Genomic DNA, 24,123 nt, shown 5'->3' on the forward strand with positions numbered 1-24,123 from the left:
CCCCGAGCTGGACGGCGGCCCCGGCCTGATCGCCGGTTCCGGCCTGGACGGCGGCTCCGCCCAACTCGTACCGGACTTCCTAGTTCGTACCGATCTTCGCCAGCAGGTCCACGATCCGGGTCTGGACCTCCGCGCTCGTGGACCGCTCGGCGAGGAAAAGCACGGTCTCGCCCGCCGCGAGCTTCGGCAGGTCGGTTTCGTCGACGGCCGCCGTGTAGACGACCAGCGGGGTGCGGTTGAGCTGCCCGTTGGCGCGCAGCCAGTCGATGATCCCGGCGCGTCGGCGGCGTACCTGGTGCAGGTCCATCACCACCAGGTTCGGCCGCGTCTGCGCGGCGAGCGTCACCGCGTCCGCGTCGCTCTCGGCCCGCGCGACCTGCATGCCGCGCCGCTCCAGGGCGGCGGTCAGGGCGAGCGCGATCTCCTCGTGCTCCTCGATGAGCAGTACGCGCGGCGGGTGCTGCTCGCTGTCGCGCGGCGCGAGGGCCTTCAGGAGGACGGCGGGGTCCGCGCCGTACGCCGCTTCGCGCGACGCCTGGCCGAGTCCCGCGGTGACGAGCACGGGCACTTCCGCGGCGACGGCGGCCTGGCGCAGTGACTGGAGTGCCGTGCGCGTGATCGGCCCCGTCAGCGGGTCGACGAACAGGGCCGCGGGGAACGCGGCGATCTGCGCGTCGACCTCCTCGCGCGAGTGCACGATGACGGGCCGGTAGCCGCGGTCGCTGAGCGCCTGCTGCGTGGTGACGTCCGGTGCGGGCCACACGAGCAGCCGCCGCGGGTTGTCGAGCGGCTCGGGCGGCAGCTCGTCGTCCATGGGGCGCGGCTGCGGCTGGTTCGTGACCTCGACGGCGCCACCGGGGCCGTCCAGCGGCTCCGGGCCTTCGTCGGCGTTCTCGTCCGGGGCGCCGATCGCGTACGCGCGGCCCGTGCCCTCGGTGGTCGGCGACAGGCGCGACGACGCCGACTGCGCCGAAGGCTGCGGCTTGGCCTGCGCCGGTCCCCCGGGGAGCGGCCCCCCGGAGTGCGGCCGGGCCGCGGTGTCCGGGCGGTCGTCCGTGCCGGGCTCGGGCGGCGTGGCCAGCCTGCGGCGGCGGCCGGAACCCCCGGGCGCGGCCTGGCCCGGGGCCTCCGGCTGCTGTGCCTGCGGCAACGGGTGCGCCTGCCGGGGCTGTGCCTGCTGCTGGGCCTGGCGGCCGAACGGCACGCCCTGCCCCAGCGTTCGTACGCTGATCGCGCGGCCCTGCGTCGAGTTGGGGTCGACCGGTGCGGCCTCGGCGGGCAGCGGCTGGGCGGCACGCACGCGTGGATCGCGCTCGCGCGGGTCACGCTCCGGGGGAAGGGCCGCGCCTCCGGAGGGCGGCTGCGTCCCCTGGGGCGGGACCCCGTGGGCGGGCGTCGCTCCGGAGTGCGGGGCGCCCTGCGGCGGCACTCCGGGCTGTACCCCGTGCTGCACGCCGTGGGCAGGGGTGCCCGGCTGCGCGCCCGGCACCGACGTGCCCTGGGGGTCCTGAACCGGCGCCCCCTGGGAGGGGGTTGCGCCCTGTGCCGCCTCGTGCCCCGCCGCTACGGGAGCCTGCCGTGCGCGGCGGCGGCCTGTCGGCGCCTGCTGCTGCGCCCCCGGGGGCACCGGAGCCTGGGCCTGCGCGGGCAGCGCGGGGGACGGCGTGGGGGCCTGCGCCGGGTGCGGCTGGGGCGGGGTGTGGTCGTCGGCCGGGTCCTGCGGCGCGGCGGCGTGCTGCCCGGTGTCGTCCTGGCCGCCGGGCACACCGCCCGGTGCGGGGGCGGGCATCGGGGGCATGCCGGGTACGCCGCCCTGGGGCGCCGGAGGCACGCTGCCGCGGGCACTCGCGGTCCGGGCCGGACCACCGCTCTGCGCGGGCACGCCGCCACGGGAGGCGGCCTGAAGCCCGGCCTGCACCCCCGCGGGCACGCTCACCGAGGCGCCGACCTGTGCGGCACCCAGCGGCGTGGCACCGCCCTGCGCGGCGACAGGGGCGGCACCTGGCTGCCCGGGCGCACCAGGGCCGCCCTGCGGGCCGGGGCCACCCTGCGGACCGGGGCCACCGTGGGGACCAGGCACCGCGCCCGCCTGGGCACCCGCGCCCTGGGGCACCGCTCCCGCCTGAGCACCAGCACCCTGGGGCACCGCTCCCGCCTGAGCACCCGCCCCCTGAGGCACCGCCACCGGCCCCGTCCCGACCTGCTCGGCACCCCCTTGCGTGCCGCTGCCCGCCTCACGGTCGGCCTCGGCCGGAGGCAGCGCGAACACCCGTCCGTTGGACGCCTCTTCCGCCGCGGCCCGCTCCTTGGCGGCCGCCAGCGCACGCCGCGCACGGCGCCCACCGGGGCGCGGCGCCTCGTCACCCGGCGCACCCTGACCGGGCACAGGGGCGCCGTCCCCGGCACCCGTCCCCGAAGGCAACGCCAGCGCCTGCTGATCCCCTGCCCGCCGGGCCCGCCGCCCCGTTGGAACCGGGGCCCCGGACGGACCCGCGGTGCCCTGCGGCGGCACGCTCTGCGGCGGCACTCCCTGGGGCGGAACCGTCTCTCCGAGGGCGGCCGATCCGGCAGCATGCTCCGCCGCCGTCACCACGGCACCCTCGGCGGGGCTCGGCCGTCCCCGGCGGCGCCCCGTACCCGCGGACGCGCCACCGGACGTGTCTCCGGAGGAGGCCGCCGCGATAGCCGCGTCCCCGGGGACCTCGGAAACGCCCGCGGCGACCGCACGCCGCCGACGCCGCCCCGTGCCACCGGTGCCACCGCCCGCCGTGCCGTCGGCGCCCGCCGCGCTCCCGGCACCCGAGGTGTCTCCGGAGGACCCGTCGCCCGTCACACCGCTGTCCAGGAAGGAGTCCACCGAGGAGCGGCGCGCCCGTCGGCGCCCGCCCCCGACGTCCCCGAAGCCTGCTCGGGCACCGGAACACCAGCGCCCGCACCGGCCGAAGCCGCGGCCGTGCCCGCGTCCGGGCCCGACCCCGTATCCGTACTCTCCGAAGAGACCGCCTGAGAACGGGGACGGGAGCCGTCACCGCCAGCCGCGCCGGTGCCCGCGCCGATCGGCACCTCCAGCACGAACGCGCTGCCGCTCGTGCCCGGCACCTCGTGCGTCTGGAGCACGCCGCCGTGCGCCCGCACGATGCCCCGGACGATCGGCTCGTGCACCGGGTCCCCTCCGGCGTAGGGGCCGCGGACCTCGATGCGTACGACGTCACCGCGCTGGGCCGCGGCGACGACGATGGTCGCGTCCACGTACCCGCCCGCGGCCGGGCCCTCCGAAGGCACTGCGTCCACGCGCGTGTTGCCGGTCGCGTCGATTCCGGCGACGTCCGCGATCAGATGCGCGAGGGCCGTGGCGAGCCGCCGGGCGTCGACCTCGACCTCGATCGGCGGCGCGTGCACGGCGAACTGGGCCCGCCCCGGCCCGATCAGCTCGACCGCCCCGTCGACGCCCGCGGCCACGACGGCGTCCAGCGGCACGGGCGTACGGGAGAGCCCCTCCTCGCCCGCTTCGAGGCGCTGGAAGCCGAGCACGTCGTCGACGAGCGTCGTCATCCGCCCGTACCCGGCGGACAGGTGGTGCAGGACCTGGTTGGCCTCGGGCCACAACTGCCCCGCGTCGTCGGCGGCGAGCGCGGCCAGCTCGCGGCGCAGCTCGTCCAAGGGGCCGCGCAGCGACCGGTCCAGGACGGCGACGAGCTGCGCGTGCCGGGCGGCGAGCGCTTCGTAGCGCGTCTGCTCGTGCTCGGCCAGCTCTTCGTAGCGCTGCTGTTCGCGCTCCGCGAGGGCCTCGTAGCGGTCCTTCTCGCGCTCGGCGAGCGCCGCGTACCGCTCCTGCTCGGCGGCGAGTTCCTCCTCGCGCCGCTCGGCGACCGCCCGCAGCTCCTCGGCGTGCTCGGCGAGCGCCTTCTCGTACTTCGCGGCCAGCGCGTCGTAGGGCCGCCGGTCGGTGAACGTCATGACGGCGCCGACGAGCTGGTCGCCGTCGCGCACGGGGGCGGTCGTGAGGTCCACGGGGACCTGCTCGCCGCTCTTGGCCCACAGGACCTGCCCGCGGACGCGGTGCTTGCGTCCGGAGCGCAACGTGTCCGCGAGAGGCGACTCTTCGTAGGGGAAGGGTTCGCCGTCGGCACGGGAGTGCAGCACCAGGGGGTGCAGCTCCTGGCCGCCGAGGTCGCTCGCGCGGAAGCCGAGTATCTGCGCGGCGGCGGGGTTGACGAGGACGACCCGGCCGTCGGTGTCCGTGCCGACGACGCCCTCGGCCGCGGCCCGCAGGATCATCTCCGTCTGCCGCTGCGAACGCGCCAGCTCGGCCTCGGTGTTGAGCGCGCCCGACAGGTCGCGGACGACGATCATCAGCATCTCGTCGCCGCTGTAGCCGCCGTAACCGCCGTGGCCGTAGCGCTCGTCGTAGGCGTTCCGGCTGTCCTCCAGGCTGGAGCTGGTGACCTCGACCGGGAACTCGACGCCGTCCGTGCGGCGGGCGATCATCCGCTTCGGCTTGGTGCGTCCGCGTTCGTCCGTGCTGTCCGGTCTGCGCATCGAACCGGGGATGAGCCGGGAGTCGAACTCCGGCAGCAGATCGAGCAGTCCGCGCCCCACGAGCGCGGTGCCGGGCGCCTCGAAGGCCTCTAGCGCGATCGCGTTCGCGTTCACGACGGTCCCGTTGGCGTTGACCAGCACCAGCGCGTCCGGGAGCGCGTCGAGTATGGCTGCGAGGCGAGCAGCGCCTCGGGATGGCCTGCTGCTCACGACGACGCTTCCTCCCTGATTACCGCACCTTGCCGACCGCCCGAGCCATCTTGCCCCTCTGCTCGCGGCGTGTCACGGGAGGGAGTCTACGGGGAGCGGTTGCGGGCGCGACGCCGGATGAGAGGGAGGTCGCACGCAGAAGCTGTGCGCCTTCCGTAGTGCCTGGTCAGCGCACGGGCCGTGGCCGGGGCGCCGACCGGTCACCCAAGGGGCGCGAGGCGCGCGGCCCCCGACGGGCCCCGGAACGGGCCCCCGCGCGCGGGTCGCTGGCGCTCCCCGGGGTCACGCGCCGCCGGACGGCAGCACCTTCCCCAGGGCGTTCCAGCGCGCGATCTCGCAGCCGTCGGTGCGCTTGAAGGAGCCGTCGACGTGTCGGCCCTGCCAGGTGCCCGTTACGCGGGCGGTCGCGTCGCCGCCGTGGATCTGCGTGCACATGGTGCCCGGCGGCACCGGCTTGAACGGGTTCTCGCCGTCCGCCGCGAGCTGGTCCAGGCGTTCGCAGGCGTCACGGGGCGAAGGGTGGGTGCTGCCCGCCGCGCCGCAGCGCAGTTCGTACGTGCCGTCGGCGCTTCCGGAACCGGCGACGGTGATCGTCAGCCGGTCCCCCGCGGCGCGGTCGGCGGGCTTCAGGGGGCAGGCGTGGGCGGCGGCGGGCAGCGCGGTCAGCGCGGCGACGGCGGCGCCCAGGAAGAGGCGGCGCGGGGCGGTGAGGGTCACGGGGGTCTCTCCTAGGAGTGCGCGGTGTCCGGCTCGCGGCAGTGCGCGGTGTCCGGCTCGCGCCGGGCGGGCAGCACCGGCGCCTACCGCCTCTAACGCCGTCGCGCGCACGACGTTGCGGCCCCCGTTTGTGCTTTGCCCTGGGGGCCGCCGCCCTAGTACCGTGGGGGACGCGATTGGTGACGCGCCCCCTGGCTGTGTCATCATCTGCACGCACACCCTCGCTCGCGCGGGTGTCGGGTTGGAGGCGTCGCCTAGTCCGGTCTATGGCGCCGCACTGCTAATGCGGTTTCGGGGTAACCCCCTGATCGAGGGTTCAAATCCCTCCGCCTCCGCACTGATCACTGAAGCCCCGGTCCTGAGGACCGGGGCTTCAGTGCGTTCGAGGTCGCGCGGAGCCGTTCCGAGTCCTTCGGAGCCGTTCGGAGCCGTTCGGAGCCGTTCCGAGCAGTTCCGAGCCGTTCGGTTCGCTCCGGTGCGCGAAGCCGCGCACCCCGGGGTGCGGAGACGTTTCCGCAGGTCACAAAGGGTGTGGCCAATGGATTTCACATGGCGGCGGCAGTCATGTAATGTTCTTCCTGTCGCCGCGAGCGGGCCGAAAGGACCGGGAAGCGGAGACGAAAAACAAAACAAGCACTCGTAGCTTAACGGATAGAGCATCTGACTACGGATCAGAAGGTTGCAGGTTCGAATCCTGCCGAGTGCACAGTGATGAGAGGCCCCGGACCGTGTGTCCGGGGTCTCTCGCGTGTTCTGGAAGCGCAAAGGCGTGCCCCCGGGGCGTGTGCCTGGTCCGGGGGCGCCTTTGTGCGGGGGTGGGCGCGTGTGGGGTCACACGGTCTTCACCACGCCGCCGTCGATCAGGTGGTCCGCGCCCGTGATGTTGCCCGCGACGTCCGACATCAGGAACGTGATCAGGGCGGCGACCTCCTCGGGCTCCGTGATGCGGCCCGAGGTGATGCCGAAGGACTGTGGCAGGTCGGCGAGGAAGGTGGCGTGCTCGGCGCCGTGCGCCGCTGCCAGCTGGGCGCCGAAGCCGTCCGGGTCCTCCCAGATCGCGGTCCGTACGGGGCCCGGTGAGACGGTGTTGACGCGGACGCCCTGCGGGCCGAACTCCTCGGCGAGGACCTTGCTGAACGCGGTGAGCCCGGCCTTCGCGACGGCGTAGGCGACCGGGCCGAGGCCCGGCTGGCGGGCGCCGATCGAGGAGACGTTCACGATCGCGCCCCGCCGCTCGACGAGGCCCGGCAGTGCGGCGCGGGCGGCGCGGACCGCGCTCAGCAGGTTGATGTCCAGGGTGCCCTGCCAGTGCGCGTCGTCGGTGCTGAGGAAGCCGCCGAGGTGGACGTCGTCGCCCGCGCCGACGTTGTTGACGAGGAAGTCCACGCCGCCGAGTTCGGCGGTTGCGTACGCGATGAGCGCGGCGGGCCCCTCCGGAGTGCCGAGGTCCACGGCGTACGGCAGCGCGCCGGAGTCCTTCAGCTCCGGAGTGACCGTGCGGGCGGCGCCGACCACGCGGACGCCCTCGGCGACCAGGGCGCGGACGGTGGCGAGGCCGATGCCGCGGCTGGCGCCCGTGACGACGGCGGTCTTGCCGGTGAGGCGGAGGTCCATGGGGTTCTTTCCTTCGGGTTCGGGGTGTGGTTTTTGACCTGGAGGTACAGAAAATGGGTACGGCTGGCTATGGGGTGGTAAGTGGGTTTTCGCAGAGGGGGATTGAGGCGGGTGCGGGTGGTCAGAGGAGGGCGAGGACCGCTCGGATCGCGCGCTGGTGGCGGTCCGGGCCGTCCGCGACCCGCGCGGTCAGGCGCAGCCCGATCACCGTGCTGAGCAGCAGGCTGCCGACGTCCGCGGCGTCGCGGTCCGCGGCGATCTCGCCCGCGCGCTTGCCCTCCTCGATCAGCTCGCGGAAGGCCCGTTCGGTGCGCGCGAACATCGCCCGGACCTGGTCGGCCGCCGCCTGGTCCGCGGTCGCGAGCTCCGCCGCCGTGTTCACGGCCATGCAGCCGCGCCGGTCCGGGTCGGTGAGGTCCACGTCCGCGAGGTGCTCGAGCGCGGCGCGCAGCCGCTCCTTGACCGGGCCCTCGCGGCCGAGCAGATCGAGCAGGAACTGGTCCTGGCTGTCGCGGTAGCGCCGCAGCGCGCGCTGGAACAGGGCGTGCTTGGAGCCGAAGGCGTTGTACAGGCTGCCCTTGCCGATGCCGAGCGCGTCGACGAGGTCCTGCGGGGTCGTGCTCGCGTACCCCTTGCGCCAGAAGACCTCCATGGCCCGCGTCACGGCGGTGTCCGGGTCGAACTGCTTGGGGCGTCCCATGCGAAGCAGCGTAAAGGGTTCTGGACCTGAGGGTCAAGAACGGGAGTGTCAGTGGTGTGCGCCATGCTCGTTCTCATGACCTGGTGGTGCACGGGGGTGCGGTGGCACGCGGCGGGCGGGCCCGCGCTGTGCTGGTACGCGCACGGACGGGACCCGCGGGAGAGCCCGCTGGTGTACGGCACCGCGCTCGCCTTCCGGGCGCGGGGCGAGCGGCGCTGCCTCGGGGTGTGGCGCGGCGGTCGGCGGACGCCGTGCCCGCACGGCGCGGGCGTGCCGGGGCGGGCCACGCGCGCGCAGTGCGAGGAGTGCGCGCGCGTCGACCGGGCGCACTCGGTCGCGGCCGACACGTTCGCCGACGACCCCCGGCCGTATCACGTGTACGTGGCGTGGTTCGGCCCCGGCCTGGTCAAGGTCGGCATCACGGGCGTCGTCCGGGGCGGTGTCCGGCTCCTGGAGCAGGGGGCGGTGGCGTTCAGCTGGCTCGGGCGGGGCCCGCTGATGGCGGCGCGCAGGGCCGAGGAGTTGCTGCGCACGGCGCTCGGCGTGCCCGACCGCGTTCCGTACGGGGACAAGCGGGCCCAGCGGGCGCGGCTGCCCGGGGCCGACGAGCGGGCGGCCGAGGTGGCGCGGGTGCACGGGGACGCGCTCGGGCTCGCGGGGTGGCCCGAGTCCCTGGAGCGGCTTCCGTGCCGGGTCGTCGACCACGCGGAGCGGTTCGGGATCGACGGCGTCGTCGCCGCCGGGGGTGTGACGGGGGTGGTGGGCGAGCTGACCGACGGCGGGGCGGTCGTAGGGACGCTGGTCGGGGCCGCCGGGCCGGATCTGCATCTGAGCGGGGGGCTCGTGGTGGACAGCCGGTTGCTGGCGGGGTGGCGGCTGGAGGCGTGGGGGGACGCGGGAGCCGGGGGCGAAGGGGCGGGCGCGAGGGCTCGGGCGGGGGTGACGGTGCCGGTGCGGGAGATACCCGCGGTGCAGGGCGGGCTGTTCTGAAGGGAGGCGCTCCAGGCCGTTCTGAACGCTGAACGGAGGGCGCTCCAGGGGAGAAGCAGCTCTGTTTGCTGACCGGAAGGTCAAGACTGGCTGCCCGTTGGGTAAGAAGAGCCGTTCACGGTGGACATGGCGCTGTCGAGGCAGTGAGTGTGGGGGCCATGGGAAAGCAGACAGCAAATGCGCCCGCCCCGGCGGGACCCTTCCAACCGCCGTACTACTCCGTGGTGTTCAGCGGCACCCGCACGGAAGGCGACCACGGGTACGGGGCGACCGCCGAGCGCATGGAGGAACTGGTCGCGTCCGTCCCCGGCTTCCTCGGGGCGGACTCGGCGCGGACGCCCGGCGGGCTCGGCATCACCGTGGCGTACTTCCGCGACCTCGACGCCATCAAGGCCTGGCGGGACGACCCGGAGCACCGGGAGGCGCGCAAGCGGGGGCGGGAGGAGTGGTTCGAGCAGTACGTGGTGCACATCGGCAAGGTCGAGCGGAGCTATGGCCATGGGTGAAGGGCGGGCGGGGGGCGGGTGAGGGGCCTCGCGGGGGCGCCCCAGGCCCGCCCCTTCCCGGAACCAGGGGGCTGCGCCCCCTGGCACCCCCCTTTCGCCGCTTCGCGGCTCGTCCTCGAACGCCGGACGGGCTGAAACCCTCAAACGCCGGAGGGGCTGGAACCGAACCCTCGTACCGGCGGGCGTTCTCAGGGAATTCACAGATCAGGGCAAGGTCGTTCTCACGACTCGTCGTGACGCTGGGGGGATGACCACGACCTTGCCCCAGGGGCGTAGTGAACTGCTCAGGGCGGATGGGAGTCCCGTCCGCGTGCTCGTGGTGGACGACGAGGTGTCGCTCACCGAACTCCTCTCGATGGCGCTGCGCTACGAGGGCTGGGAGATCCGCAGCGCCGAGGACGGCGCGGGGGCCGTGCGGGCCGCGCGCAGCTTCCGCCCCGACGTCGTCGTGATCGACGTGATGCTGCCGGACATGGACGGCCTCTCCCTGCTCGGGCGGTTGCGCCGGGAGTTGCCAGAGGTGCCGGTGCTGTTTCTGACGGCGAAGGACTCCGTCGCGGACCGCATCGCGGGGCTCACCGCGGGCGGCGACGACTACGTGACGAAGCCGTTCAGCCTGGAGGAGGTCATCGCCCGGCTCCGCGGGCTCATCCGACGGGCGGGGGCGCAGGGGCGGCGCAGCGAGTCGGTGCTCGCCGTCGGCGACCTCACGCTCGACGAGGACAGCCACGAGGTCACGCGCGGCGGTGAGCCGATCCACCTCACCGCCACCGAGTTCGAGCTGCTGCGCTATCTGATGCGCAATCCGAAGCGGGTGCTCAGCAAGGCACAGATCCTCGACCGGGTGTGGAGCTATGACTTCGGGGGCCGGGCCAACGTCGTCGAGCTGTACATCTCGTATCTGCGCCGGAAGATCGACGCCGGACGGGAGCCGATGATCCACACCCGCAGGGGCGCGGGGTACCTCATCAAGCCCGCCGCCACCGCCGAGTAGACCCGCCGCCACCGCCGAGTAGAGGCGAGGGGAGGCGAAGGAGAGGCGAGGCGAGGCGGGAAGCAAGGAGGGGAGAAGCGAGGAAAGGCGCCCAGGGAGAGGCGCAGAAAGGCCCGGGAGGGGGCCGGGGAGAGATCAGGGGGGAGAGGGCCAGGGAGAGATCAGGGGTGGGGCCCGGAGAGAGATCAGGGGAGAGGGCCAGGGAGAGATCAGGGGAGGGGCCCGGAGAGAGATCTGGAGAGAGGCCCGGGGAGAGATTCAGGGAGGGGACCGGGGAGCGATCAGGGGAGAGGGCCAGGGAGAGGCTCGGGAAGAGGCCCGAGAGAGATTCGGGGAGAGGGCCAGGGAGAGATCCGGGAAGAGGCTCGGAGAGAGACCCGGGGAGGGGACCGGGGGGCCCGGAGGGCCCGGAGAGAGACCCGGGGAGAGGCCCGGAGAGAGATCCGGGCAGGGGCCCCGGAGTAGGGCCTGGGGCGTGGAGGGGTGTGTCGGGGGCGAAAAATCGTTGTACGGCGTAAGGGGCTTCCTCTACGGTGTACGCCGCTGACTGACGTACACCGTACAAGAGACGTCCCGGAGACGTACCACAGAAGGAGCCCCCTATGACGGCGACCACCGCCGAGAACCCCGAGGCGGTCGCCGATCCCGGCGACCGCCATCCACAACGCTGGCTGATCCTCGGCGTCATCTGTCTCGCCCAACTCACGGTGCTGCTCGACAACACCGTCCTGAGCGTCGCGATCCCCTCGCTCACGCGTGAGCTGGACGCGTCGTCGTCCGACATCCAGTGGATGATCAACGCGTACTCGCTCGTCCAGTCCGGCCTGCTGCTCACCGCGGGCAGTGCCGCGGACCGCTACGGCCGCAAGAAGATGCTGACCGCGGGCCTGCTCCTGTTCGGCGTCGGCTCGCTCGCCGCGGGGCTCGCGCAGACCTCGGCGCAGCTCATCGCCGCCCGCGCGGGCATGGGCGTCGGCGGCGCGCTGCTGATGACGACCACGCTCGCCGTCGTCGTCCAGGTCTTCGACGACGCCGAGCGGGTCAAGGCGATCGGCCTGTGGGCGACCGTCAACAGCCTCGGCTTCGCGGCCGGTCCGCTGCTCGGCGGCTTCATGCTGAACCACTTCTGGTGGGGCTCGATCTTCCTGATCAACATCCCGGTGGCGCTGATCGGCGTCGTCGCCGTGGTGCGCATGGTGCCGGAGTCCAAGAACCCGCAGGGCGACCGCCCCGACCTGCTCGGCGCGCTGCTGTCCACGATCGGCATGGCCTCGGTCGTGTTCGCGATCATCTCGGGCCCCGAGCACGGCTGGACCTCGGCGCGGGTCCTGGTGGCCGCGGGCGTGGGCGTGGTGGTGCTCGGCGCGTTCGCGCTGTGGGAGCTGCGCATCCCGTACCCGATGCTGGACATGCACTTCTTCCGGAACCGCCGGTTCGTGGGCGCGGTGACGGGCGCGATCCTGGTCGCCTTCGGCATGGGCGGCTCGCTCTTCCTGCTCACCCAGCACCTCCAGTTCGTCCTCGGGTACGAGCCGCTGGAGGCGGGCCTGCGCACGGCGCCGCTCGCGGTCAGCGTGGTCGCCCTGAACCTCGCGGGCATCGGCGCGCGCGTGTACGCGGCGCTCGGCACCCCCAAGACGATCATGACCGGCATGACCATGATGTCGGCGGGCCTCGCCGTGATCGCGCTGTTCGGCGGCGACGACTACACGGGCATGCTCATCGGCCTGGTGGTCATGGGCGCGGGTATCTCGTTCGCCATGCCCGCGATGGCCAACGCCATCATGAGCGCGATTCCGCCGGAGAAGGCGGGCGTGGGCGCGGGCGTCAACGGCACGCTCGCCGAGTTCGGCAACGGCCTGGGCGTGGCCGTGCTGGGCGCGGTCCTCAACTCCCGCTTCGCGGCGCTCGCCGCGGTGTCCGCGACGTCGTTCCCGGCGGCGCTCGCGGCGGCGGGTTCGGCGGGCGAGCGGGAGCGCGTCGCCGACGCGTTCGCTTCCGGCCTGGAGACGAGCCAGCTCGTCGGCGCCTGCGGGGTGTTCGCGGGCGGCGCGCTCGCCGCGGCGTTGCTGTGGCGGGCGGAGCGGGCAGAATCCACGCAGCGCGCGGCGGACTCCGAGCCGAAGGCGTCCGCATAGCATCAGCACCGTCAGTCAAGGGACGGGGCGAGCATCCGGCCCGCCCCGGGCCGCCGGTACGAGGGCCCGGGGCGGATCGGCTGGTGCGCGGACCCAGGACGGACCGGCCGGTGCGCGGACCCAGGACGGACCGGCCGGTAGGCGGGCCCGGGACGCACCGGCCGGTGCGCGGGCCCAGGATGGACCGGCCGGTACCAGGGCCCGGGCCGGGCCCCGGCTCAGTACGAGGACCAGGAAGGTGCGCCATGGTGAAGGCAGCCGACCGCGCGAAGGAACCGGCGCGGGCGAGCGTCTGGCTGGAGGGCAGGGCGCCGCGCGGCTCGGGGCGCAAGGGCGACCAGCCGTCGGGCCTCGACCGCCAGCGCATCACCGAGGCCACCGTCCGCCTCCTGGACGCGGAGGGGCTCGCCAAGTTCTCGATGCGCCGCCTCGCCGCGGAGCTGAAGGTCACCGCGATGTCCGTCTACTGGTACGTGGACACCAAGGACGACCTGCTGGAGCTGGCCCTGGACGCGGTCTGCGGCGAGATGGACCCGCCCGACACGGACGTGCCGCCGGGCCCCGACGAGTGGCAGCAGCGCCTGCGCGAACTGGCCATCGGCTACCGGCGCCTGCTGGTCCGCCACCCCTGGGTGTCACCGCTCGTCGGGCAGTTCCTGAACATCGGGCCGAACTGGCTGCGGTTCGCCCAGGCCGTCCAGCAGACCCTGCGCGCCAGCGGGCTGCCGGGGGACCGGGTGAGCGGCGCGGTGTCCGCCGTGTTCCAGTTCGTGTACGGGTTCGGGACCACCGAGGGCATCCTCGTCGCGCGGTCGGCGGCGGCGGGGATGACCCAGGAGGAGTTCTTCCGGGACGCCATCGGCACGGTGGCGCAGGAGCTGCCGTTCAACGAGACGATCAGGACCGCGCGGGAGCTGATCGACCTGCGCAGGGAGCCGACGGTCACCGAGATGTGGGAGCGGGACTTCGCGTTCGCGCTCGACGTGCTGATCGCGGGCATCGAGGTGGTGCGCTCGCGCGCCTGACGGCACGGGTCCGGCACCACCACCGCCGCCTCTCACAGGCCGGGGTCCCGCGCCCCTACCCCCGCGGCAGCTCCTCCCCGCACCGCCTGGATGTCCAGCTCCACCCGCAGCGTCGTACCGATCGCGGAGATGCCCGCCCGCACCACCTGGTTGTAGTTCATGGCGAAGTCCTCGCGCCGCAGCTCGGCGGTGGCGCGGAACGCGGCCCGCGTGCCGCCCCACGGGTCGGCGCCGGTGCCCAGGTACGCCAGGTCGAGGTCGACGGGCCTGACCACGCCGTGCAGGGAGAGGTCGCCGCGCACGGTCCACCGGTCGGTCCCGGCGGGGACGAGGCCCGTGGAGCGGTAGGTGATCTCCGGGTACGTCTCCACGTCGAGGAAGTCCGGGGACTTCAGGTGCTTGTCCCGCAGGGCGTTCCCGGTGTCGATGGAGGCGGCGTCGATGACCGCGTCGACGCGGGACCGCGCCACGTCCTCGGCGATCTCCACCCGCCCGGAGAACTCGGTGAACCGCCCGCGCACGCTGGAGATCCCCAGGTGCTGGGCGACCGCGCCCACCGACGAGTGCACCGGGTCGACGGTCCACGGGCCGGGCGGCGGCAGTTCGGTGCCGCCCGCGCGGGCCAGCACCACGGTCTCGGCGTCGGCGCGGCCGCTGGCGGTGACCAGGGCGGTGGCCGCGGCGGGCGCGTAGCCGACGGCGGTCACGATGACGGTGTACGGCCCGGGGGCGAGCCCCGTCGCGTCCCGCACCACGCCCTCCGCGTCGGCGTCGGCGCGCAGCACCTGAGCGCCCGTCATGTCCGTGACGGTGACGACGGCGTGCGGCACCGCCCACCCGTCCCGCGTACGAATCCGCGCGCTGATCCCCATGGCTCCTCCTCGCGCCTGAACCGGCGCCGCTGCTCGCGGCCCCCTGCTGGCCGCGGTGATTGCTTGATCGATGGGTGCGCCGGGGCCACTGGCCCGCGAGCGGGGCTTGGGCCGCACCCGGCACCCGGCACCCCGCTCCCAGCGCCGACGAACCGCGCCCCGACAGCCAAGGGCCCGCCCCCGCCCGGGCGGCAGCCAACAGACCGCCTCCCACCTGGGCGGCAGCCCACGGCCCGCCCCCGCCTGGGCGGCGCATATGGGCCACCGGAAGGCGGCGACCGGCCGTCCCCTGCCGTAGTGTGTCGCCGCCGTTCCGGGGCCCGTCCCCGCCACGGGTCGCGTCCGCTCGACGCGCGGCCCGTGGCGGGGAGCCCGGTCACTCGCCCGGGTGGGCGAGTTCGATGTCGTGGCCGTCGACGCCGTCGCCGAGGACGGAGATCCCCGTGGCCACGGGCGGATAGCCGGTCGCGATGACCGTGTACTCGCCGCCGTCCAGGTCCGTGAAGGCGTACGCCCCGTCCGCGCCGGTCGTCGCCGTGGCCACGACGTTGCCCGCCGCGTCCACCAGCGTCACGCGCGCGTCGTTCAGCGGCGCGCCCCCGGCCCGTACGGTGCCGAGGACCCGCGCGCCGGGCCGCAGGTCGGCCTCGACCCGTGTGACGCCGGTGGCGGCCACCTCCACGGGCAGGGCCACCGGCCGGTGCCCGGCGGCGTTCACGGCCACGGTCACGGGCCCCGGCACGAGGTCGGTGAAGCCGAACGCGCCCTGCTCGTCGGAGGCCCCGCTGGCCAGCACGTCCCCGCGCACGTCGGTCACCACGACCACGGCGCCGGACACCGGCTGCTTGCCCTCGGCGGTGCGCACCAGGCCGCTGAGCCCGCTGGTGCCGCTGAGCAGCACGTCGTACGCGAGCGGCTCGGCACCGACGACGACGGTGGCGGCCTGCGGCTGGAACCCGTCGGCGGAGGCGATCAGGACGTACGAACCGGCGCCCGGGGCGTCCAGGGCGTACGCCCCGTCGCCGCCCGCGACCGCGCGGCCCAGCTGCCGCCCGCTGAGCGAGATCAGGGTGACGGCGGCGTGCGGCACGGGCGCGCTCTCGGCGCCCCGGACGAAGCCGCGTACGGGCACACCGCCCCCGGCGGCCGGAGCGCCCTCAGAAGCGGAAGCGGAAGCGACCACCTCGGCCCTCTCCTCCCCACGGGCGGCGACGGACGCGAGCACCGGCGCGTCCTCGACCGCGGCGGCCGCACCGGCGGCCCCGGAGGACACCGGGTCCGAAGCGGAGTCCGAAGCGGAGTCCGAGGCGGTGTCCGCGGCGGCCTGAGCCATGGCCCCCGCCGTCCGCAGCGGCACCTCCTTGATGAACAGCGTGATCAGGAAGGCCACGAACGCGATCGGCGCGGCGATCAGGAAGACATCGGCGATGCCGTGCCCGTACGCGCTCTCCATCACGGTCCGGAACGGCTCGGGCAGCTTGTCCAGATCCGGGATGCCGCCGCCCGCGGTGCCGCCGTGCCCGAACGCGGCGCCCTTGGGCCCGAGGTCGGCGATGCCGTCCTTGACGTAGTCGGTGATCCGCGTGGACATCACCGCGCCCAGCGCGGACACGCCCATCGCACCGCCCAGCGACCGGAAGAAGGTCACCACGGAGCTGGCGGCGCCGATGTCCTGCGGATCCACCTGGTTCTGCGTGCAGAGCACCAGGTTCTGCATCATCATGCCGATGCCGAGCCCCATCAGGGCCATGTAGACGGCGATGTGCCAGTACGGGGTGTCGTACCGCATGGTGCCGAGGAGTCCGAGGCCCGCGGTCAGCAGCACGCCGCCGCTGACCAGCCAGGCCTTCCACTTGCCGGTCTTGGTGATCAACTGCCCCGAGACGGTGGACGAGACGAACAGGCCACCGATCATCGGGATGGTCAGGACACCGGACATGGTCGGCGACTCACCGCGCGCCAGCTGGAAGTACTGGCTGAAGAACACCGTGCCCGCGAACATCGCGACGCCCACGAACAGCGAGGCCGCCGAGGCGAGCGTGATCGTCCGGTTCCGGAACAGCCGCAGCGGAATGATCGGCTCACTCGCGCGCGACTCCACGAGCAGGAAGAGCAGTCCGAGCACGACCGCGCCACCGACCATGGTGTACGTCTGCCAGGACAGCCACTCGTACTTCTTGCCGGAGCCGCTGCCCGCGAAGGTGATCCAGATCAGCAGCAGCGAGACGGCGGCGGTGATCAGCAGGGCACCGGCCCAGTCGACCTTCACGTCCCGCTTCACGACGGGCAGGCGCAGCGTCTTCTGGAGCACGATGAGCGCGATGACCGCGAAGGGCACGCCGACGTAGAAGCACCAGCGCCAGCCGAGCCAGGAGGTGTCGGTGATGACGCCGCCGAGCAGCGGGCCGCCGACGGTGGCGACGGCGAAGGTGGCGCCCAGGTAGCCGGAGTAACGCCCGCGCTCACGCGGGGAGATCATCGCCGCCATGACGATCTGGGCGAGCGCGGAGAGACCGCCGACGCCGATGCCCTGCACCACGCGGCAGGCGATCAGCATGCCCGCGTTCTGCGAGAGCCCGGCGACGACCGACCCCAGCACATAGATGACGAGGGCTATCTGGACGAGCGCCTTCTTGCTGAAGAGGTCGGACAGCTTGCCCCACAGGGGGGTGCTGGCCGTCATCGACAGCAGCGCGGCGGTCACGACCCAGGTGTACGCGGACTGTCCGCCGCCGAGGTCGCCGATGATCTCGGGCAGGGCGTTGGAGACGATCGTCGACGACAGGATCGCGACGAACATGCCGAGCAGCAGGCCGGAGAGGGCCTCCATGATCTGCCGGTGCGTCATGGGGCCACCGCTGTCGTGCTGGGCTCCGTGCCTGGCATGGCTGCCCCGCACACCGGACGGTGTGGATGTTGCCATGGGTTTCCTTTTCTTACGGTGTTACGCGGGTGTACGGGTGGTGGGTGCCGCGGGCCGCGGGGCGGCCGTCGCCCGGCAGTCGCCGAAGCTGTCGCGGAGCCGGGCCATGAGCGTGATCAGCTGCCCGACCTCGGCGTCGGACCAGTCGCTCATCCGCTCGGCGAGCAGCCGCGTGGTGGCGTCGGAGAGGACCTCGATCTGCCGCTCACCGGCGGGCGTCAGGCGCAGGATGCGCGAGCGCCGGTCGGCGGGGTCGGGGGACCGCTCGATCCAGCCCCGGTCCGCGACGTGGGCCACGTGCCGACTGGTCACCGACATGTCGACGGCGAGCAGCTCGGCGAGCCTGCTCATACGCATCTCGCCGTACCGGCCGAGCAGCGTGAGCACCGCCGCGGAGCCCGCGGGGCAGTCGTGCGGCAGGCTGCGCGCGAGCCCGCGCTTGACGGCGCCGATGGCGCTGAGCTGACGGGCCAGCTCCTCGTACTGACGCTGTGCGGCCACGGCACCTCACTTTCGTTGCTTAGGGCAACGATAAAAGCGGTTGGTTGCCACAGGCAAACGAAATTGGGCGCGGCCGCCTAAAACTCCGGCAAAGCCCTTGTCCTGGCTCCTTAAAGCCCCCGGTCAGAGGGGGGTTGGGCCGAGCGCCGGGCATTCGCTAGGGTCCTGCTCCATGGCACACAACCCCCATGCCCCGCAGGGTCCCGAGGGCCAGCACGACCCCGCAGGCTCCACGCAGATGTTCCGCGCGTTCGTCGATGACGCCCCGCAGGGCCGGGCCCGCCAGCAGGCGGCGCCCGCGGGCCCGCGCGTGGGTGTGATCCTCGGCGTGGTCGCGGCGGTCGTGATCGTCGCGGCGGTGGCCTGGCTGGCCCTGAAGTAAGGCCCTCTTCCGGACGCGGAACCTGACGTAAGGCCGACTTCCGGACACGGAACCGGCCAAGTCCTCGTGGCGGTGCCCCAGTCCACCCGGGCGGGGGCGCCGCCACCGTTCCGCACTCCGCCCGCCGGAACTCCGCGGCGCCTTCCGCGGCCCGCCCCGGAAAAGACCGCGGGCGGCGCATCCCCGCACGAGGGGAAGGCCGCCGACGATCACTGGCTGACTGGCCGCCTGGCTCACCGGCCGACAGACCGGCTGACGGGCTCAGTCCGCGATGAGCCCCTCCCGGAGCTGCGCGAGCGTCCGGGTGAGCAGCCGCGACACGTGCATCTGCGAGATCCCGACCTCCTCGCCGATCTGCGACTGCGTCATATTGGCGAAGAACCGGAGCATGATGATCCGCCGCTCCCGGGGCGGCAGCTTCGCGAGCAGCGGCTTCAGCGACTCGCGGTACTCCACGCCCTCCAGGGCGGAGTCCTCGTACCCCAGCCGGTCCGCGAGCGATCCCTCGCCGCCGTCGTCCTCGGGGGCGGGGGAGTCCAGCGAGGACGCCGTGTACGCGTTCCCCACGGCGAGGCCGTCGACCACGTCCTCCTCGGAGACCCCGAGGACGGCCGCCAGCTCCGGCACCGTCGGCGACCGGTCGAGCCGCTGCGCCAGGTCGTCGCTCGCCTTGGTGAGCGCGAGGCGCAGCTCCTGGAGCCGCCGGGGCACTCGCACCGACCAACTGGTGTCCCGGAAGAACCGCTTGATCTCCCCGACGACGGTCGGCATGGCGAACGTCGGGAACTCCACGCCGCGTTCGCAGTCGAACCGGTCGATCGCCTTGATCAGTCCGATGGTTCCGACCTGGACGATGTCCTCCATCGGCTCGTTGCGGCTGCGGAAGCGCGCCGCGGCGTACCGCACGAGCGGGAGGTTCAGCTCGATCAGCGTGTCTCTGACGTACACGCGCTCGGGGCTGTCCTGGTCGAGCGCGGCGAGCCGCAGGAAGAGGGAGCGGGACAGGGTGCGGGTGTCGATGGCGTCCGGGGCCGCGGGCGCGGCCTCGGCGGCGTGCAGCGCGTCGGGCGCGGTCTCGCCCTCGCTGTCGTCGAGCGTGAGCGTGAGCACCTTCGAGCTGCCCTGGTCTGCGGACATGCCACCCCCTTGAGGTCGCGGACGGTCGCGGCTGCCGCTCCCGTCGAGGAACGCAGCCTCCACCTGAATACCGGAGGCGGAGCTGCGGCAAACGCGGTTCCAGCAGAATGTCACATGTCGGCAACACGCTGTAGTGACTTGTCGACAAGTGAGGGTGACGTACACGCAGGAAGGAAGGGGTCTCGGGCACTACCTGCCACGCTTCCGTCGGTAACGGCCGGAAGGCGGTTTCGCTCGATACGGTTACGCGTCGATCCGGCTTGCGGATAGCCCTCGCAGGGGGGCGCCCCAGACCCGCCCCTTCTCCGAAACCATGGGGCTGCCGCCCCTGGCACCCCCGTCCATCGGCCTTCGGCCTCGTCCTCAAACGCCGGACGGGCTGGATGGTGCCGGTCGCGGCAGACTTGTAGCCGTCTGCGGCGCACCCCGCGAGGGCTACGCCTCGACGCGGTTGGCGGAGCGGAGGCGGGCGAAGCTGCGGGCGAGCAGGCGGGAGACATGCATCTGGGAGACGCCCAGCTCCGCGCTGATCTGGGACTGCGTCAAGTTGCTGTAGTACCGCAGGAGAAGGATCCGCTGCTCCCGCTCGGGCAGCTGCACCAGCAGGTGCCGTACGAGGTCGCGGTGCTCGACGCCGTCGAGGGCGGGGTCCTCGTACCCGAGCCGGTCGAGGAGCCCCGGCAGCCCGTCGCCCTCCTGCGCGGCCTCCAGGGAGGTCGCGTGGTAGGAGCGCCCGGCCTCGATGCAGGCGAGCACCTCCTCCTCGGTGATCCGCAGCCGCTCGGCGATCTCGGCGGTGGTGGGGGAGCGCCCGAAGGACGTGGTGAGGTCCTCGGTGGCGCCGGTGACCTGCACCCACAGCTCGTGCAGCCGCCGCGGCACGTGCACGGTGCGCACGTTGTCGCGGAAGTACCGCTTGATCTCGCCGACGACGGTCGGCATGGCGAAGGTGGGGAACTGCACGCCCCGGTCGGGGTCGAAGCGGTCGATCGCGTTGATGAGCCCGATCGTGCCGACCTGGACGACGTCCTCCATCGGCTCGCTGCGGCCGCGGAAGCGCGCGGCCGCGTACCGCACGAGCGGCAGGTTGGCCTCGATGAGCGCGCCGCGCACCCTGCCGTGTTCCGGCGTCCCCGGCTCCAGCTTCTTGAGCTGGGCGAACAGGACCTGGGTGAGGGCCCGCGTGTCGGCGCCCCGGGTGCTTCCGTTCGCCTTCGCGGGCGGCGCTTCAGGCGCAGAACTGGCCGGCACGGTCAACGCCACCCCTAGTTCGACTCGGTCAACTCATCCGTCAAAAGCGGTCATAGCATCACAAGACATGTGCACTGTGTGCAAGCACCCCATAACTCCGTGTTGAGGGACAAGTTGGGAAAAACGGCATGGAAAAGCCCCGCACCAGCGGGGTGCGGGGCTGTGGGGGCCGGGCTCGGCTCAGAACTCGTAGTCGGCGATCACCCACGTGGCGAACTCGCGCCACAGCGCGACGCCCGCCTGGTGCGCCGGGTGTTCCAGGTAGCGCTTGAGCGCGTCGGCGTCGGCGACGGCGGAGTTGATGGCGTAGTCGTACGCGATGGGGCGGTCGGAGATGTTCCAGGCGCACTCCCAGGACTCCAGGTCCGGGATGAGGGTGCCCAGCTCCGCGAAGGCCCTGACGCCCGCGACGACGCGCGGATCGTCCCGCTCGACGCCCTCGTTCAGCTTGAAGAGGACCAGATGGCGGATCACAGGCGCTCCCAGTCGTCCCTAGTGGTCGGGTCGGCACTCGTTCGTGCGCGCCGACGGCCGTCAGGCGGCCGTGGGTCGTCCTCGGCCGTCAGTCGTCCTTGCCGCCGTTGGCGACCCAGGTCATGAAGTCGCCGATGGCCTTGGCGCCGTTCGAGATTCCCTCGAACCCTACCTGGACGTAGTCGGCGGCCTTGGCGGGGTCGGTGATGATCACGTAGAGGACGAACACCACGACGACGAAGAGCACGATCTTCTTCGGGTCCTTCATGCTGTGGCCTCCCCGTGCCCGCCCGTCCCCTGCCCGCGCATCCCCGTACCCCGTGGTTCGCCGAGTCGCCTGTGCCGGGCGAGTCTAACGTGGCGCGAACTCACCTGGTTTTTAAGGACCAACGACCCATGCTCGCAGGCCCTTGGACTGGCTGTACGGGCTTTGCGGAGGAGCAGGATGGGGGTGAGCCCGCGAGGATCTGGCAGGAGTCCGCGGGCCCGGGACTGGACCCCACTGCGGGGTCGGCGCCGTCAGCTTCCCCCTGACGGCGGCGCCGACTTGGGGGTTCCGGTCCTCATCGGGGGAGGCGGCTTGTCCCCCGTTTGCCGCCTCCTCCGGCCCATCGGGAGAGGCCCCGGCGCTGTGGCGGCGCCGGGGCCTTCTTGTGCCGCCGTACGCCGCTGGCCTCGTCGTACGGCGGCGGGGTCGTACGGCGGCGGGGAGCCCCGGCACGCGCGAAGGGTCCCGTCCTGGTGGACGGGACCCTTCGTATCGAGAGCGGTAGCGGAGGGATTTGAACCCTCGGTGACTTGCGCCACACTCGCTTTCGAGGCGAGCTCCTTCGGCCGCTCGGACACGCTACCGAGAGAGATCCTAGCCCAAGGTGGGCCGTGCTCTGAAATCCGTTCCGGGCGGGACCCCTACCGGTCCCGGAAGAAGTCCGTGAGGAGTCGCGCGCAGTCGTCGGCGAGGACGCCCTCGATCACCTCGGGCCGGTGGTTGAGCCTCCGGTCGCGGACGAGGTCCCACAGGGAGCCCGCGGCGCCCGCCTTCTCGTCGCGGGCGCCGTAGACGACCCGGTCGACCCGGGACTGCACGAGCGCGCCCGCGCACATCACGCACGGTTCGAGCGTGACGACGAGGGTGCATCCGGGCAGCCGCCACGAGCCGAGCCGCTCGGCGGCCCGGCGCAGGGCGAGGACCTCGGCGTGCGCGGTGGGGTCGCCGACCGCCTCGCGCTCGTTGTGCGCGGTGGCGAGTACCGTCTCGCCGTCCGCGGACAGCACGACGGCGCCGACGGGCACGTCACCGCCCCGGACGGCCTGTTCGGCCGCGTCCAGGGCGAGTCGCATCGGCGCCCGCCAGCGGTCCCGTACCGGATCTGGGAGATGTGTCACTCGCGTCACGCGGCGAACCTAGCGGACCGCTTCGAGGACCTCCGCGGCGCCGAGGACGTCGGCGATCTCGTTGAGGGCGTCGCCGCTCTCCAGGGCAAGCAGCTCCTTCTCCGAGACTCCGAGGTCGCTGAGGAGCTGCCGGTCCCCCAGCGGTCCCGCGGGCACGGCGTCGCCGCTGTCCGCCTCGTCGTCGCCGGACTCGTCCTCGCCGTCCTCCGTTCCGTCGAGGTCGAGCGCGTCCAGGTCGTCCGCGCCGTCGTCCGGGTCGCGGCCCAGCATCTCGTCGGTGAGCAGGATCTCGCCGTAGGCGCTGCGCGCGGCGGCGGCCGCGTCCGAGACGTAGATGCGCGGGTCGTCCTCGCCGTCCACGCGGACGACACCGAACCACGCGTCTTCCTGCTCGATGAAGACGAGCACCGTCTCGTCCTCGGAACCGCTCGCCTCGGCGGCGGCCTCACGGGCCAGGTCGGTCAGATCCGACAGGGTCTCCACATCGTCGAGCTCCGTGTCGCTCGCTTCCCACCCGTCTTCGGTGCGCGCGAGCAGTGCGGCGAAGTACACCGTGACTCTCCCACTGTTCATAGGCGCCGGTTGGGGATCCCCCCGGCGGACGTCGGGGGCGGGAGTGCCGTGCCTAGCCCCGCCCACTCGGAATCGTGGCAGAAACAACGGCTTCAGGAGAGGTCTTCCGGCCGCTGTGTCCGCGTCGCGTTGCGAATCACATGCCGCGCCGGTGTCCCGGCCCCCTTCGCGGCTCACCAGCGGAACGTACGCATACGCATCGCCTGTCGCATTCTTGCCGCCCGTGCACGGCGTGGTGTCACCCGGGCCCGCAGTTCACGGGCCTCGGCCAGCTCGTGCAGGAACTGGGCGCGGCGCCGTCGGCGCTCGGCGTCCGTCTCGCGCTCTTCCCTCTCCGGCATAGGCAACACCACCCCGGTCCGTCCCTCCACCTTCCCTCGTGGGAAGGCTTTGATGCCACCGGAGGCGCGGGCGCACGCCTGGCGCGGGCACGCGGGGGCGCGGCGCGGGTGCCCCGTGGTGCCCGGGCGGGGACGAGGGGGCGAAGGGGGTGCTTCGCCCGGTTACTGTTGAACAATGCGGATCCATGTCGTCGACCACCCGCTGGTGGCGCACAAACTCACCACGCTGCGCGACAAGCGCACCGACTCCCCGACCTTCCGGCGCCTGGCCGACGAGCTGGTCACCCTGCTCGCGTACGAGGCCACCCGGGACGTGCGCACCGAGCAGATCGACATCGACACCCCGGTCACCCGGACGACCGGCGTGAAGCTGTCCCGGCCGCGGCCCCTGGTGGTGCCGATCCTGCGGGCCGGGCTCGGCATGCTCGACGGCATGGTGCGGCTGCTGCCCACCGCCGAGGTCGGCTTCCTCGGCATGATCCGCAACGAGGAGACGCTCCAGGCGTCCACGTACGCGACCCGCATGCCGGAGGACCTCTCCGGGCGGCAGGTGTACGTGCTCGACCCGATGCTGGCCACGGGCGGCACACTGGTCGCCGCCATCCAGGAACTCATCAAGCGCGGCGCGGACGACGTGACCGCCGTGGTGCTGCTCGCCGCGCCGGAGGGCGTGGAGGTCATGGAGCGGGAGCTGGCGGGGACGCCGGTGACCGTGGTGACCGCCGCGGTGGACGAGCGGCTGAACGAGAACGGGTACATCGTGCCGGGGCTCGGCGACGCGGGCGACCGGATGTACGGCGCGGCGGAGTAGGCGGCGGCGCGGGGGAGTGGCGGCGGCGCT

General features: G+C 73.1%; 20 protein-coding genes, 3 tRNA genes and 1 pseudogene. 9 read left to right on the forward strand and 15 right to left on the reverse strand.

Translation table 11 applies throughout. The features are described from left to right. Positions 1 to 79: 79 nt before the first annotated feature. Positions 80 to 4,749, reverse strand: a pseudogene (locus ACOBQU_RS19825) (PAS domain-containing protein). 282 nt (positions 4,750 to 5,031) lie between these two features. Further along, entirely contained in the window at positions 5,032 to 5,466 is a 435-nt protein-coding gene (locus ACOBQU_RS19830; RefSeq protein ID WP_423628672.1) for an SSI family serine proteinase inhibitor, read from the reverse strand. A 243-nt stretch (positions 5,467 to 5,709) separates the two neighbouring features. On the opposite strand from ACOBQU_RS19830, the gene ACOBQU_RS19835 reads away from it, so the two are divergent. After that, a tRNA-Ser gene (locus ACOBQU_RS19835) sits at positions 5,710 to 5,801 on the forward strand. A gap of 298 nt (positions 5,802 to 6,099) precedes the next feature. After that, positions 6,100 to 6,172, forward strand: a tRNA-Arg gene (locus ACOBQU_RS19840). Between the two features lie 125 nt (positions 6,173 to 6,297). Here the strand turns inward: ACOBQU_RS19840 and ACOBQU_RS19845 are convergent. Then, positions 6,298 to 7,080: an SDR family oxidoreductase gene (locus tag ACOBQU_RS19845; RefSeq protein WP_423628673.1), complete on the reverse strand. Its 783-nt coding sequence runs from the start codon at positions 7,078 to 7,080 to the stop codon at positions 6,298 to 6,300. 121 nt (positions 7,081 to 7,201) lie between these two features. Further along, positions 7,202 to 7,780 (reverse strand): TetR/AcrR family transcriptional regulator, encoded by a 579-nt coding sequence (locus ACOBQU_RS19850; RefSeq protein WP_423628674.1) that lies wholly within the window; start codon positions 7,778 to 7,780, stop codon positions 7,202 to 7,204. Between the two features lie 75 nt (positions 7,781 to 7,855). Between ACOBQU_RS19850 and ACOBQU_RS19855 the strand changes: the two genes are divergently transcribed. From ACOBQU_RS19855 to ACOBQU_RS19875, 5 genes are all read left to right on the forward strand, one after another. Then, positions 7,856 to 8,770, forward strand: coding sequence for a DUF2797 domain-containing protein (locus ACOBQU_RS19855; protein WP_423634603.1), 915 nt, complete (start codon positions 7,856 to 7,858; stop codon positions 8,768 to 8,770). 158 nt (positions 8,771 to 8,928) lie between these two features. Beyond that, positions 8,929 to 9,276 carry an antibiotic biosynthesis monooxygenase family protein gene (locus ACOBQU_RS19860; protein WP_423628675.1) on the forward strand — a complete coding sequence of 116 codons (348 nt, stop codon included), beginning with the start codon at positions 8,929 to 8,931 and terminating at the stop codon, positions 9,274 to 9,276. A gap of 247 nt (positions 9,277 to 9,523) precedes the next feature. Continuing rightward, complete coding sequence (locus ACOBQU_RS19865) at positions 9,524 to 10,270, forward strand: response regulator transcription factor (RefSeq protein WP_423628676.1); 747 nt, start codon at positions 9,524 to 9,526, stop codon at positions 10,268 to 10,270. Positions 10,271 to 10,872: 602 nt separating this feature from the next. Then, entirely contained in the window at positions 10,873 to 12,408 is a 1,536-nt protein-coding gene (locus ACOBQU_RS19870; protein WP_423628677.1) for an MFS transporter, read from the forward strand. Between the two features lie 245 nt (positions 12,409 to 12,653). Next, positions 12,654 to 13,433 carry a TetR/AcrR family transcriptional regulator gene (locus ACOBQU_RS19875; protein ID WP_423628678.1) on the forward strand — a complete coding sequence of 260 codons (780 nt, stop codon included), beginning with the start codon at positions 12,654 to 12,656 and terminating at the stop codon, positions 13,431 to 13,433. A gap of 32 nt (positions 13,434 to 13,465) precedes the next feature. Here ACOBQU_RS19875 and ACOBQU_RS19880 read toward each other — a convergent pair whose 3' ends face one another. The 3 genes from ACOBQU_RS19880 to ACOBQU_RS19890 all read right to left on the reverse strand — a co-directional run bounded on the left by ACOBQU_RS19880 (position 13,466) and on the right by ACOBQU_RS19890 (position 17,729). Beyond that, positions 13,466 to 14,305 (reverse strand): YceI family protein, encoded by an 840-nt coding sequence (locus tag ACOBQU_RS19880; RefSeq protein WP_423628679.1) that lies wholly within the window; start codon positions 14,303 to 14,305, stop codon positions 13,466 to 13,468. A gap of 376 nt (positions 14,306 to 14,681) precedes the next feature. Further along, positions 14,682 to 17,228, reverse strand: coding sequence for an MFS transporter (locus ACOBQU_RS19885; RefSeq protein ID WP_423628680.1), 2,547 nt, complete (start codon positions 17,226 to 17,228; stop codon positions 14,682 to 14,684). A gap of 21 nt (positions 17,229 to 17,249) precedes the next feature. Beyond that, a complete protein-coding gene (locus ACOBQU_RS19890; protein ID WP_423628681.1) occupies positions 17,250 to 17,729 on the reverse strand; it encodes a MarR family winged helix-turn-helix transcriptional regulator in 480 nt (159 codons plus the stop codon). Between the two features lie 172 nt (positions 17,730 to 17,901). Between ACOBQU_RS19890 and ACOBQU_RS19895 the strand changes: the two genes are divergently transcribed. Further along, positions 17,902 to 18,111 (forward strand): hypothetical protein, encoded by a 210-nt coding sequence (locus ACOBQU_RS19895; RefSeq protein WP_423628682.1) that lies wholly within the window; start codon positions 17,902 to 17,904, stop codon positions 18,109 to 18,111. Between the two features lie 261 nt (positions 18,112 to 18,372). On the opposite strand, the gene ACOBQU_RS19900 is transcribed toward ACOBQU_RS19895, so the two are convergent. The 8 genes from ACOBQU_RS19900 to ACOBQU_RS19935 form a co-directional block, all read right to left on the reverse strand. Then, entirely contained in the window at positions 18,373 to 19,248 is an 876-nt protein-coding gene (locus tag ACOBQU_RS19900; protein WP_423628683.1) for an RNA polymerase sigma factor SigF, read from the reverse strand. 435 nt (positions 19,249 to 19,683) lie between these two features. Further along, complete coding sequence (locus ACOBQU_RS19905) at positions 19,684 to 20,511, reverse strand: RNA polymerase sigma factor SigF (protein WP_423628684.1); 828 nt, start codon at positions 20,509 to 20,511, stop codon at positions 19,684 to 19,686. 168 nt (positions 20,512 to 20,679) lie between these two features. Next, positions 20,680 to 20,973, reverse strand: coding sequence for a Dabb family protein (locus ACOBQU_RS19910; protein WP_423628685.1), 294 nt, complete (start codon positions 20,971 to 20,973; stop codon positions 20,680 to 20,682). Between the two features lie 88 nt (positions 20,974 to 21,061). Continuing rightward, the gene (locus tag ACOBQU_RS19915) at positions 21,062 to 21,241 is read right to left on the reverse strand and encodes a hypothetical protein (RefSeq protein WP_423628686.1); all 180 of its coding nucleotides are present in this window, start codon (positions 21,239 to 21,241) and stop codon (positions 21,062 to 21,064) included. 499 nt (positions 21,242 to 21,740) lie between these two features. Continuing rightward, positions 21,741 to 21,825 (reverse strand) — tRNA-Ser (locus ACOBQU_RS19920). Between the two features lie 57 nt (positions 21,826 to 21,882). Further along, positions 21,883 to 22,314 carry a tRNA adenosine(34) deaminase TadA gene (tadA, locus tag ACOBQU_RS19925; protein ID WP_423634605.1) on the reverse strand — a complete coding sequence of 144 codons (432 nt, stop codon included), beginning with the start codon at positions 22,312 to 22,314 and terminating at the stop codon, positions 21,883 to 21,885. A gap of 63 nt (positions 22,315 to 22,377) precedes the next feature. Further along, entirely contained in the window at positions 22,378 to 22,920 is a 543-nt protein-coding gene (locus tag ACOBQU_RS19930) for a hypothetical protein (protein WP_423634607.1), read from the reverse strand. A 194-nt stretch (positions 22,921 to 23,114) separates the two neighbouring features. Next, positions 23,115 to 23,282, reverse strand: a complete 168-nt coding sequence (locus ACOBQU_RS19935; RefSeq protein ID WP_423628687.1) for a hypothetical protein — start codon at positions 23,280 to 23,282, stop codon at positions 23,115 to 23,117. 175 nt (positions 23,283 to 23,457) lie between these two features. Here ACOBQU_RS19935 and upp point away from each other — a divergent pair, with 175 nt between their 5' ends. Further along, positions 23,458 to 24,093 (forward strand): uracil phosphoribosyltransferase, encoded by a 636-nt coding sequence (upp, locus tag ACOBQU_RS19940; RefSeq protein WP_423628688.1) that lies wholly within the window; start codon positions 23,458 to 23,460, stop codon positions 24,091 to 24,093. The last annotated feature ends 30 nt before the right edge of the window (positions 24,094 to 24,123 follow it).

The organism is Streptomyces sp. G45 (assembly GCF_049542095.1).
In the GTDB taxonomy this organism is placed as follows: domain Bacteria; phylum Actinomycetota; class Actinomycetes; order Streptomycetales; family Streptomycetaceae; genus Streptomyces.